The following is an 11,851-nucleotide window of genomic DNA, read 5'->3' on the forward strand; positions in this document are numbered from 1 at the left end:
CGTCTCGGAGATCGCATGTGAAAAGACACGGATGGCCGGGTCAAGCCCGGTCATGACACACCCTGTGGCCAGCGCCGCCCGGCGCTATGCCGCGCTTTGCAGGATGGCGTTTTCCGCCAGCGCGATCGCGTCTGGCGTGCCGACATGCATCCAGACGCCGTCGAGGCGCAGCCCATAGAGGCGTTCGGCTTCAGCCGCCTTGACGAACAGGCGGTTCAGCGAGAACGGCCCCTCCGGCGCTCCCTCGAACAGCGTCGGCGAGAAAATCGCAGCGCCGGCATAGACGAAGGGCACGACCTCACGTTCCGCGCGCGGCCGCAGACGCCCGTCCGGCGCCATCGCGAAATCGCCGCGCCCGGAATAGCCGATGCTCGTCGCTGACGGCGCGAGCAGCAGCAGCACGTCCATGCGTGCGGGATCGAACTCCGCCGCAAGCCGTTGCAGATTGCCCCGCGTTCCGTCCAGCCAGATGCTGTCCGAATTGATCAGGAAGAAGGGTTCGTTGCCCAGAAGCGGCAAGGCCCGCACCACGCCGCCGCCGGTGTCGAGCAATTTGTCGCGCTCGTCCGAAAGCACAATGTGCGGCGACTTGCGGCCGGCGACATGTTTTTCGATCTGATCCGCGAGGTAATGCACGTTGACCACCGCGGTCGCGACGCCGGTCGCCGCCAGCTTGTCCAGAACGTGGTCCAGCAATGCGCGCCCGGACACCTCCACCAGAGGCTTCGGCCTCGTGTTGGTCAGCGGACGCATGCGCTCCCCGAATCCGGCCGCAAGCACCATTGCCGTCTGCGGAACACTTTGCGTCATGCGAATCGATTTCCCCTTGCCCCGTAATGTCTCACCGCGGCGGTGGCCGTCCAAGAGCGGGCGGCGGCTGATCTATCACAGCCCATTGAAAGCGGGCACATTGTCTTTGTACCAGGCGGAGAGCCCTGCGAGCGCCGTGTGGGCGAGGGCGCGTTGCAGGTAGCGCCATACGCGGGGCATGTGACGGAGATATTGCGGCTTGCCGTCCCGCCGATCGAGTCGCGCGAAAATCCCGAGAATTTTGGTAGCCCGCTGCGCGGCCATGACCGAATAGATGGCCGCGAATTCGTCCGGGTCGAAGCTGGCATCGGTCCTGCCACGGGACGCGACGTAGCGTGCGAACAGTTCGCGCTCCAGCTGCTCGGGGACGTCCACCCGTGCGTCCTGAAGGAGCGAGGCGACATCGTAACCGGTCGGCCCGATCACGGCGTCCTGAAAATCGAGAAGCCCGACGCGGCCGATTCCGGCGCGGTCCGGCAGCCAGATCAGGTTCGGCGAATGGAAGTCGCGCAACACCCAGGTCTGTTGCCCGTCGAGCGCCGGCTTGAGCGCCGACAGCCATAACTGGCGAAATGCTTCGCGCTCGCCGTCATCCACTGCGAGGCCGCGATGCGGAATGTACCAGTCGAGCAGCAACTCCGCTTCGATCAGGAATGCGTTCTTGTCGTAGCTCGGGATCGCGTAGCGAGTACCGTCGGGAAGCGGGAGGATAGCCTCGACCTGTCGTGTGTGAAGCGCAGCGAGGAGTTCGGCTGCTTCGCCATAACGTGCTGCGATCGGAGCCGGCGGCGTACCGGCCACAAATGGTTCGGCGCCGAAATCTTCAAGCAGAAGGAAACCGTGGTCCAGATCGGCAGCGTAGATCTCCGGCGCAGAAAAGCCGAGTGCGCGCAAACCATCGGCCATGGCGACGAACGGACGCACGTCTTCGGCGAGGTGCGCGATCGTGCTATACGGCTTGCCGTCGCGCACCGGAGGACCATCCGGCCGCCGCGGCGCATTCATCAGTATCGCCGGCTTGCCGTCGCGGGTGATGCGCTCATAGAGGCGGGTCGAGGCGTCGCCCTGCATGCGTTGCCGCTCGGCGAGTGCGTAACCGCTCTCACGCAGGAATGTTCGCAGTGCCTCGATGCGCGCGACACGCTGCGCCAGGCGCCCGTAGCCGGTGACCTCGGCATCGCGATACTGGTCGCCGCGTGCTGCCGAAAGGGAGAGGGCGATGTCGAGGCGGTCGGCGGGCAGGCGGTCGCCGGCGCGATCCGGCCACTCCATCAGGACGACGCCGGTCGCGGCGATCTCGTCGAGTCCGAGTTCGGTCAGTTCGTCCACGCTGGACAGCCGATAGAGATCGGCATGCGCGAGCGTGAGACGCGGCAGCTCGTAGACCTGCATCAGCGTGAAAGTCGGGCTCGGCACCGCAAGGTTCGGATCGCCGGCCATATGCCGGATCAGCGCGCGGGCGAATGCAGTTTTACCGGCGCCGAGATCGCCGGACAGCGTGACCAGATCGCCCGGCTCCAGCGCATTCGCGATCTCGACAGCGAAGCGCTGCGTCGCCTGTTCGTTTTCGAGCGGGACGGTGAAACGCGATACACGAACCGTCATGGCGGAAGGGTCAGGCGGCAACGGTCTGTTGCGAGGGGGGCTGGGTCGGGAAGGTGCAGGTCACCGTCGTTCCTTGCCCGACCTTCGACTGGATGTCCACCGAGCCGCCATGCAGTTCCACGAAGGACCGGACGATCGCAAGGCCAAGCCCGGCGCCGCGGTGCTGCGAGCCGAGCGAGTTGCTTTCGAAGCGTTCGAAAACGCGATCCGTCAAGTCCGGCGGGATTCCGGGCCCCTGGTCTGTCACCGAAAAGGCAATCGATCCGACGTGGCGCTCGGCGCGCAGGCGGATCCTCCCATGTTTCGGCGAGAAGCCGACCGCGTTGGACAGAAGATTGTAGAGCACCTGCCGAACTCTGCGCTCGTCGGCGGAGAACAGGCCGATATCGGCCGGGTCCGCTTCGATATCCAGCGCGATGTGATCCTTGACGAGACGGTCGCGAACGCCTTCGGCGGCGGCTTCCATCGTCTTCCTGATATCGACCGACCCCAAATTCAGCGTCATTGCGCCGGCATCGATGGTCGCAAGATCGAGAATGTCGTTGATCAGCGCGAGCAGCGCATTGGTCGAAACCGTGATGTAGCCGAGATACTCAGACTGACGTTCGGTGAGCGGACCGGTTGCGGGATCGCCGAGGAAATGCGCGAAGCCGATGATGTTGGTGAGCGGGGACCGCAGCTCGTAAGACACGTGATGCAGGAAATCGATCTTGATCTGATCGGCCGTTTCGAGCGCTTCGTTTCGTTCACGCAGCGCGCGTTCGACATTCACAGTGTCGGTCACGTCCTGGAAGGTGACGAGCGTCGCGCCGTCCGGCAGCGGGAGTGTTGCGATATCGACCACGCTGCCGTCGCGCCGCTCGAGCCTGCCTTTCACCGGGTCGCGCTGACCGATGGATGTTACTGCCGTGCGCAGCGCGCGTAGCGTCGGATCGTCCGGCTGCAGTGGAGCGCACCAGGCGATCACCGCCTCGATATGCGGACGTTCGGCAAGCGCTTCTTCCGGCAGCTTCCACAATTGCTGGAAGGCCGGATTGTGCAGGCGCAGGCGGCCGTCGCTGGCGAATACCGCAACCGCTTCGGCGAGATTGTCGAGGGTTTCCCCCTGAACGCGGATCAGGGCATCGTACCGGCGCTCTAGGTCGAGGCGTTCGGTGACATCGTCGAACAGATAGGTGACGCCGCCTTCGGGATTCGGCGTCGTCACCACGCGAAGCGTGCGGCCGGTCGGCAGGTGCCAGAGGTCTTCGCGCGATTCGAGGCTGCGATAGGCTTCGTGCAACTGGTTCTTCCAGGTGCGGAAATCCTGCTGCTCCGGCAGCTTGCGGCCGGCGCGCAGCCTGTCGAGGATCGCGGAATCGGTCGGGCTTTGGTCGAGATAGGAGGCGTCGAGCTCCCACAATGCGCGATAGGCCTCGTTATGGAAGCGCAGCGTATGGTCGGCGCCGAAGATCGCGACGCCGGTCGCAAGCTGATCAAGCGTGCGGCGATGTGCGTCGCTCATGCGCGCCATGTCCGCCCGGGCGTTCTCGGCCTCCGTCGCATCAACGCCGACCGCGGCGCTGCCGGCGCGTGTCGGCACCTCGACGACATCGAACATGCGCCTTGCCCCGGCGATCACAGCTGGGACCCGGCCGCGATAGGCCTTGCCGCCTTCGCGCATGCGCGCGGCGTCATCGCGTGCGGACTTGTCGAGCAATTCGAGGTTCCGCTCGACGGCTTCCGTGGGGTCGCGCGCTTCAACCGCGCTGGCATAGGCGGCGTTCACGAAATCGAGTCGCCCTTCCTGATCGCGCGCCCAGACAGGGAACGGCAGCGCGTCGATCAGCGTGCGCAACGCCATCATGTCGCCGACCAGGCGGTCATGGCGTGCCGCGAGCGCGATCAACTCACCTTTGACGCCGCTGACGTCGCGCACTCGCATCACCGCGCGCCCGCCGATGGCCCGGCCTTCAGCTTCAATCGCGGTGCCGCCGAGCGTCGTCAGCGTCATTGCGAAGGCTTCGCCATTCGCGCGCAGCTTTTCGACCGATGCCTCGATCAACTGGGCCTGATCGGCCGCCAGCCACGATCCGAAGGCTAGCACGCGCTGCGGCATGGTGGCTTGCGTGACGATCGTGACATCGCCCGTGATGTCCGGTTCGTCGCTGCCCGCAGCCCAGGCCACGACAATCTGTGGCTCCGACTGAAGGAGTGCGTTGACGCGATCCACTTCGCCGGTCAGTGCGTTGATCTCGCGCCGCGCCTCCGCTTCGAATGCGGCTGCACGCTGGCGCGTGCGCACCAGCATGATCGATGTCACGACTGCAAACAGCACGACACCGAGGATCAGCGCCATCGCGGCGAGTTCCTGGCGCTCGAGGCTTGCGAAAGCGCTGAGGTAGAGATTGACGGCAGTCCCGTCGCGGATCGGAGTGACGGCCCCTGCAGAATTCGGCCACAGAACGGCGAGCGCAAAAAACCATCCGCACAGCAGCGGATCGGCGCTGCGGACGCCGCCGGTCGACCGATTCATTCCCGCATACCCATTGCCCCCAATACCGGTTCGCCGCCCGACGGATATCCGGAGCAAGCCTGTATTGTCATGGACGCTAACGAGCGGACCGCGGCTGCGGACCGAATCATATGACTTTACCCCCAAGGGGAGTCGCGCGTTAAGAGTCCAGACCGTGAACGGGGCATTGACCGATGATCAGACGGTCTTTTCTGCCCGCTTCACCAGCTCATTGAGTTGAATGTTCGCGAGTGCCGACGAGAATGCTTTCTCCGCCTGTGCGAGCGCGGGGAGCACCACATTGCCCACAAGGCCTGAGCCCTCGCTTTGAGATGCGTCGTCATCGTCGGCCCTGCCGGCCGCCCGCAATATTTCGTTCGCGGTAATATTGTCCGTATCGCGACCCAGCTCGTAACCTCCGCGCGGACCACGCACACCGCGCAAAATGCCCTCGTGCACCAGTGCCTGCAGCACCGGTTCAAGGTGGCGTGGCGGAAGCCCATGCCGGGATGCCAGCGCCTTGGCCGAAACCGGCCGCGATTGCGAGTTCAGTGCGACGTCAATGACCGCTGCGATGGCCAAGATGCCTTTTCTGGACATCAACGGCATTTCCAATTCACTCACTAAATCTGTATGTATGTAGTATAACGGTAATTAATTGCGTGACCGTGTCTACCCCTTTCGAATCGTTATTCGACAATTTTTGTGCCCGTAGAACCGAAGCCACCCGCTCCGCGCGCAGTTTCGGACAGTTTCTCTACCGCCCGCACACATATTGCGCTCACTGGTGCGACGACAAGTTGTGCGATCCGCATCCCGCGATCGATGACGAAGTCCTGGCTGCCGTGATTGATGAGAATGACGCTGACCTCGCCGCGATAATCGGAGTCGATGGTCCCAGGGGAGTTGAGCACCGTGACACCGTGCTTTGCCGCAAGGCCGGAACGTGGCCGCACCTGCCCCTCGGTGCCGGGCGGCAGGGCGATCGCCAGTCCGGTTGGCACCATGGCGTAGCCGCCCGGTGCGATGGTCATGGGCTGCCCCTCGGGTACAGCCGCCACAAGGTCGAGGCCCGCCGCCGAGGCGCTTTGATAGGCCGGCAACGGCAAACCTTCGCCGTGCGGAAGCCGCACGACCTGCAATTCCATTGTCGTCACTGGCTGGATCCGTTCAACGCGGTGGCGATGCGGTCGATCAGGTGGCGGGCCACATCGGTCTTGGACTGCAGGGGCCAGGATTCCACGCCCTCTGCGGTCACGAGATGCACGGTGTTGCGGTCGCCGCCCATGACGCCAGTCTGAGGAGAGACGTCATTGGCGACGATCCAGTCGCAGCCCTTGTTCTTCAGCTTGGTCTTGGCGTGATCGATCACGGTTTCGGTTTCGGCCGCGAATCCGACGACCAGCCTGGGCCTGCCGGTCTTGAGCTTTGCCACGGTCGCGAGGATGTCGGGATTTTCGCTCAGCGCAAACGAGGGCGCTCCCGTTTTCGTCTTCTTGATCTTCTGTGCGTTCGGCGACGCGATGCCCCAGTCGGCGACAGCCGCGGCGAAGATCGCGGCGTCGGCGGGCAGGGCTTTGCTCACCGCCTCCAGCATCTCGCGAGCCGTATTGACATGCACCGGTGTGACGCCGCCGGGATCGGGAATGTTCACCGGACCCGAAACGAGGATCACGTCTGCGCCCGCTTCGGCCGCAGCGGCGGCGATGGCATGGCCCTGCTTTCCGGATGAACGGTTCGCGATGTAGCGGATCGGATCGATCGGTTCGTGGGTCGGGCCGGACGTGATGAGGATGCGCTTGCCGGCGAGCGGCTTGCCCGCGGCTCCTGCAAGCACCCGCAAGGCTGCGTCGACGATTTCCAGCGGCTCTGCCATGCGGCCGAGGCCGGCCTCGCCGCTCTCGGCCATCTCGCCTACGTTCGGGCCGATCAATGTCACACCGTCAGCCACCAGTTGTGCGACGTTGCGCCGCGTCGCCGCTTTCTGCCACATCATGGGGTTCATCGCGGGCGCGATCAGGATCGGCTTTGCGGTTGCGAGCAACACTGCGGACGCCAGATCGTCTGCGTGGCCGCCCGCCATCTTTGCAATCAGATCGGCGGTCGCAGGAGCGACGATGACGAGATCGGTGTCGCGCGCGAGGCGGATGTGACCAACGTCGAATTCGCTCTGCGGATCGAACAGGTTGGTGAAAGCGCGCTCACCGCAAAGCGCGCCGACCGACAGCGGCGTGATGAATTCCTGGCCGGCCTTCGTGAGAATGCAGCGGACCGCCGCACCGCGCTCGCGCAAGCGCCGGATCAGGTCAAGCGACTTGTAGGCGGCGATCCCGCCGCCGATCACGAGAAGAATGCGTTTGCCGGTCATGAGCGATGTCGACTTTGTCGCAATCGTTAACACAGCTCGGCGCCGAATGCCGAAATCACGCTGCGCCGCTCCGTCTTATGGTTAACGGCCGCGACACTCACCTGATCAGATACACAATATAGGCGAGCAGCGCCGCCATCACCCAGAGCGCTATGGCGGAGGCACGGCTGCGCCTGGCTTCCGCCCGGCCGATCTCGGCAACCGTTTCCGGCGCCAGCACCAGACCGTTGCGGGTCGCCGCGTCGAGCTGTTCCAGGACCGCGGCGCCACGCGACAGCAGCCCCGGCACCTGTCCGACAAAGCGGCCCAGTTCCATCGCACCTTCGGCCGCGCCTTCGATGCGGCCAACTGGTCCGAGGTTGCGTTCGATCCATTCGCGCACGACGGGTTCCGCGGTCGACCACATGTCGAGCTTCGGATCGAGAGAGCGCGCAACGCCTTCGATCACCACCATGGTCTTCTGTAGCAGCAGCAGCTCGGGGCGGGTCCGCATATCGAACAGACCCGTCACCTCGAACAGGAGGGTGAGCAACTTCGCCATCGAGATTTCGTCGGCCGCCCGATTGTGGATCGGCTCGCCGATGGCGCGGATGGCCTGCGCGAAATCCTCCACCGAATGATGCGAGGGGACGTACCCCGCCTCGAAATGCACTTCGGCGGTCCGGCGGTAATTGCGCGTGATGAACCCGTACAGGATTTCGGCGAGGAAGCGCCGCTCCTTCGGTCCCAGACGACCCATGATGCCGAAATCGACCGCGACCAGCCGTCCTTCATTGTCGATGAACAGATTGCCCGGATGCATGTCGGCGTGAAAGAAGCCGTCGCGCAGCGCGTGACGCAGGAAGCTCTGGATCACGATGCGTGCGAGTTCCCTGAGATCGAAGCCTTTTGCTTCGAGAGCGGCATGGTTCGACAGATGTGTGCCGTCGATCCATTCCAGCGTCAGGACGTCCTTGGTGGTCCGGTCCCAGTCGATCGCCGGGACACGGAAGCCGGGATCGTCCTTCGTATTCTCCGCCATCTCGGACAAAGCGGCTGCCTCCAGCCGCAGATCCATTTCTAGTGCCACCGAGCGGCGCAGCGTCGCCACTGTCTCGATGAGGCGAAGTCTGCGCGCCTCAGCGGAAAACTCCTCGGCAGTGCGCGCAGCAAAGGCGAACGCTTGCTGGTCGATATCGAAGCGCCGCGCGATGCCGGGCCGCAGCACTTTCACGGCGACCTGACGCCGGCCGGCCGGAGTTTCGACTTCGGCGCGATGCACCTGTGCGATCGAGGCTGCCGCAACCGATGGACCGAAGGTTGCGAATGTCCTGTCGATCGGCTGGCCGAAGGCCTGCTCGATGATCGCGACCGCTTCGGCATGCGGGAAAGCCGGCATGCGATCCTGCAGGCTCTCGAGATCGCGCGCGGTCGCGACGCCGACCACGTCCGGCCGCGTGGCGAGGAATTGGCCGAGCTTCACATAGGTCGGGCCGAGCCGCGTGAGCGCGGTCGCAAGCCGTCCGGCCTGGCTGTTCTTGCTCGGCCGTTCGATCAGCTTGGCGGCGCGCAGGGCGATTCGCGCCGGCACCGGCAGCAATGCAGCGTCGACCTGACGGAAAACGCCCTCGCGCGCGAGGATGTATCCGGCGCGCGTCAGCCGCAGCGAGTTGGTGATGGCGGAAATCATGTGTGAAGATTTGTGTCGCCGGCCCGTGTCACAGCCGCCAGCCGGAATGAAGCGCGACGACACCGCCCGTCATCGGCGTATACGAGACACGCGCGAAGCCTGCGTCGCTGATCATCGCAGCGAAGGCCTGCGGCTTTGGAAACTTGCGGATCGATTCCACGAGATAGCGGTAGGACTCCGCATCGCCCGCGACTGCGCGACCGAGAGCGGGAATCACGTTGAAGGAATAGAAGTCGTAGATCGTTTCGAGTGCCGGCACATCCACCGACGAGAATTCCAGGCACAGGAAGTGTCCGCCCGGTCGCAGCACGCGATAGGCTTCGCGCAAGGCCGCCTCGATGCGCGGGACGTTACGAATACCGAACGCGATCGTATAGGCGTCGTAGGAGCGGTCGGGCAGGGGAAGCGCTTCCGCGTTGCCCTCGACAAAGGTCACGGCATAGTCGAGCCCGCGTTTTTCGGCTCGCTCGCGTCCGACCGCCAGCATCTCGGCATTGATGTCGAGGATCGTGGCGTAGGTACCTGCGCCGCCGGCTTCGACCACGCGGAAGGCGATATCGCCGGTGCCGCCGGCGACGTCGAGCAGCCGGAAATCGCGATCGCCCTTCGGTGGATTGACGGCCGTGACGAGCGCGCTCTTCCACGCCCGGTGCAATCCACCCGACATCAGGTCGTTCATCAGGTCATAGCGGCGCGCCACCGAGTGGAAAACCTCGTCCACCATGCCCTGCTTCTCGTCCAGCGGGACGCGGCGGAATCCGAAATCGGCCTCTTTTGCGGAATTTTCAGTCATTTTCACCAGTCTGGGATGCGCGCGGCCGGACGATAGCCCAGCCCGCCGGGCCGCGCTACATAACGGCTCTGCCCTCGTTAACGAGACCTCCCGGACCGCGCCCTTGACCATCTCTTTCAACCCGGCCATCCCGGTCTTCCGTATCTTCTCCGAGGAGAAGGCGCGCGAATTTTACCTCGACTTTCTCGGCTTCACCGTCGACTGGGAGCATTGCTTCGAGCCGGACATGCCAATCTACATGCAGGTGTCGCGCGGGCCGGTTGTGCTGCACCTGAGCGAGCATCACGGGGATGCGTGCCCGGGTTCGACCGCTTATGTGCGCATGCGCGGGGTGCGGGAATTTCATTCCGAAATCAGCGCCAAGGGCTATCGCAACCTGCGCCCGGGCGTCGAGAGCCCGGACTGGACCGACGCGGAGATGACTGTGACCGACCCGTTCGGCAACCGGATCCGGTTCGGCGAGATCGCCGGGAAGAAAGACTGACGCGCGATGCCCGAACTTCCCGAAGTCGAAACAGTCCGCCGTGGGCTCGCGCCGGTGATGGAAGGCGCCCGCTTCGATAAGGTCGAGGCGCGCCGCGGCGACCTGCGCTGGCCTCTGCCCAGGGATTTCGTTCAGCGGCTGGAGGGGCAGACCGTCACAGGGCTCGGCAGGCGCGCGAAATACATCCTTGCCGATCTGTCGTCGGGCGAGGTGCTGTTGATGCATCTCGGGATGTCCGGTTCGTTCCGGGTGGCGAAGGCCGACGACGAGAATGCGCCGGGAAATTTTCACCACGAGCGATCGAAGGCGGCGGCGCACGACCACATCGTCTTCCACATGTCGAATGGTGGCGTGGCGACGTTCAACGATCCGCGCCGCTTCGGCTGCATGAAGCTTGTCTCGCGCGACAGGCTGGATGAGGAGCCGCTGTTGCGCGCGCTTGGCCCGGAACCGCTCGGCAACGCGTTCGATGCCGCGATGCTGGCGTCGGCCTGTGAGAGAAAGCAGACCAGTCTCAAGGCCGCATTGCTGGATCAGCGCGTGGTGGCGGGGCTTGGCAACATCTACGTCTGCGAGGCGTTGCATCGCTCGCATCTTTCGCCCAAGCGCAAAGCCTCGACGATTGCCGATCGCAAGGGCGCGCCGAACGAACGGGCGATTGCGCTGGTCGACGCCATCCGCACGGTGCTGAACGATGCCATCAAGGCCGGCGGATCATCGCTGCGCGATCATCGCCAGACCGATGGCGAACTCGGATATTTCCAGCATTCATTCCGGGTCTATGGCCGGGAGGGCGAGGCCTGCCCGACGCGAGGATGCACGGGAATCGTGCGGCGCATCGTGCAGAGCGGTCGCTCGACCTTCTGGTGCCCCGTCTGTCAGAAATGAAACAGGGGCTGTCGGCCCCTGTTCGATTGGTCCATCTACCGCGATGACATCAGCAGCGGACACGGACCCATCGGCCGGATGCGGTCTGCGCATGGCAGTACCGCGGCGTTGTCGCAGCGCCGATAATGGCTCCTGATGCCGCGCCGATCGCGCCACCCGCTACCGCTGAACCGACCGTGCCGCCCGCGATACCGCCGATCACGGCACCGGTTGCGCCGCCGACCAATGCCCCGGATGCGGCACGTTGCTGGTGATAGGTCTGACAGCCGCTCAGGACGAGCGCCATGCTCGCCAGAATGACCATTGTACGCATTTGGAACTCCCCCAAAGCACGCCGATAAAACAAGCGGCGCTAAAGCGTCCCAGCCAGCCCCCTGAGTGGCGAACTTACACTATTGAGTCCGATATGCGGGGTGGGGAGGTACCAATGTTGTTACGCTGCCCCACGACTGTCTCCTCGCCGACGATCAAGTGAGGCCAGCGTGTCCTCTGCACGGCGCTTGTAGTCCTTGTGCAACTGCTCGAGCTCGTGATCGGACAGATCTTCCGCCGTTGCGAGCTTGTTGTCCGCACCCTCCAGTCTGAGGATGAGTTCGGCGAGCTTGACCTGGATCGCCGCGGTATCGCGGTTCTGGGTATTCTGAATGAGGAAGACCATCAGGAACGTAATGATGGTGGTCGATGTGTTGATCACCAGTTGCCACGTGTCGCTGAATCCGAAAAGCGGGCCGCTGAGAGCC

The 11,851-nt window shown here is 64.3% G+C and carries 12 protein-coding genes; 2 read left to right on the top strand and 10 right to left on the bottom strand.

Annotation, left to right across the window (positions count from 1 at the left end; translation table 11 throughout):
• Positions 1–84 precede the first annotated feature (84 nt).
• The 8 genes from VNZ93_RS15120 to ubiE form a co-directional block, all read right to left on the bottom strand.
• Positions 85–810, bottom strand: coding sequence for a nucleotidyltransferase family protein (locus VNZ93_RS15120; protein ID WP_325706614.1), 726 nt, complete (start codon positions 808–810; stop codon positions 85–87).
• 75 nt (positions 811–885) lie between these two features.
• Positions 886–2,415, bottom strand: a complete 1,530-nt coding sequence (gene tsaE, locus VNZ93_RS15125; protein ID WP_325706619.1) for a tRNA (adenosine(37)-N6)-threonylcarbamoyltransferase complex ATPase subunit type 1 TsaE — start codon at positions 2,413–2,415, stop codon at positions 886–888.
• A gap of 10 nt (positions 2,416–2,425) precedes the next feature.
• Entirely contained in the window at positions 2,426–4,930 is a 2,505-nt protein-coding gene (locus VNZ93_RS15130; RefSeq protein WP_325706622.1) for an ATP-binding protein, read from the bottom strand.
• Between the two features lie 177 nt (positions 4,931–5,107).
• A complete protein-coding gene (locus VNZ93_RS15135; RefSeq protein WP_325706624.1) occupies positions 5,108–5,509 on the bottom strand; it encodes an Rrf2 family transcriptional regulator in 402 nt (133 codons plus the stop codon).
• Between the two features lie 89 nt (positions 5,510–5,598).
• The gene (dut, locus tag VNZ93_RS15140) at positions 5,599–6,057 is read right to left on the bottom strand and encodes a dUTP diphosphatase (RefSeq protein ID WP_325706651.1); all 459 of its coding nucleotides are present in this window, start codon (positions 6,055–6,057) and stop codon (positions 5,599–5,601) included.
• Positions 6,058–6,062: 5 nt separating this feature from the next.
• Positions 6,063–7,277: a bifunctional phosphopantothenoylcysteine decarboxylase/phosphopantothenate--cysteine ligase CoaBC gene (gene coaBC / locus VNZ93_RS15145; protein WP_325706627.1), complete on the bottom strand. Its 1,215-nt coding sequence runs from the start codon at positions 7,275–7,277 to the stop codon at positions 6,063–6,065.
• A gap of 97 nt (positions 7,278–7,374) precedes the next feature.
• The gene (gene ubiB / locus VNZ93_RS15150; RefSeq protein WP_325706630.1) at positions 7,375–8,946 is read right to left on the bottom strand and encodes a 2-polyprenylphenol 6-hydroxylase; all 1,572 of its coding nucleotides are present in this window, start codon (positions 8,944–8,946) and stop codon (positions 7,375–7,377) included.
• Positions 8,947–8,974: 28 nt separating this feature from the next.
• Positions 8,975–9,739: a bifunctional demethylmenaquinone methyltransferase/2-methoxy-6-polyprenyl-1,4-benzoquinol methylase UbiE gene (gene ubiE / locus VNZ93_RS15155; RefSeq protein WP_325706633.1), complete on the bottom strand. Its 765-nt coding sequence runs from the start codon at positions 9,737–9,739 to the stop codon at positions 8,975–8,977.
• A gap of 103 nt (positions 9,740–9,842) precedes the next feature.
• On the opposite strand from ubiE, the gene VNZ93_RS15160 reads away from it, so the two are divergent.
• Together VNZ93_RS15160 and mutM are read left to right on the top strand one after the other, a co-directional pair.
• On the top strand, positions 9,843–10,223 hold the full coding sequence (locus VNZ93_RS15160; protein ID WP_325706636.1) for a glyoxalase superfamily protein: 381 nt from the start codon (positions 9,843–9,845) through the stop codon (positions 10,221–10,223).
• A 6-nt stretch (positions 10,224–10,229) separates the two neighbouring features.
• Positions 10,230–11,111 (top strand): bifunctional DNA-formamidopyrimidine glycosylase/DNA-(apurinic or apyrimidinic site) lyase, encoded by an 882-nt coding sequence (gene mutM / locus VNZ93_RS15165; protein ID WP_325706639.1) that lies wholly within the window; start codon positions 10,230–10,232, stop codon positions 11,109–11,111.
• 49 nt (positions 11,112–11,160) lie between these two features.
• Here mutM and VNZ93_RS15170 read toward each other — a convergent pair whose 3' ends face one another.
• Entirely contained in the window at positions 11,161–11,424 is a 264-nt protein-coding gene (locus VNZ93_RS15170; RefSeq protein ID WP_325706642.1) for a glycine zipper domain-containing protein, read from the bottom strand.
• Between the two features lie 120 nt (positions 11,425–11,544).
• Positions 11,545–11,851: low affinity iron permease family protein (locus VNZ93_RS15175; RefSeq protein WP_325706645.1), on the bottom strand; the 307-nt coding region annotated here is incomplete at its 5' end.

It is taken from the genome of Pseudorhodoplanes sp., from assembly GCF_035565795.1.
Lineage (GTDB): Bacteria > Pseudomonadota > Alphaproteobacteria > Rhizobiales > Xanthobacteraceae > Pseudorhodoplanes.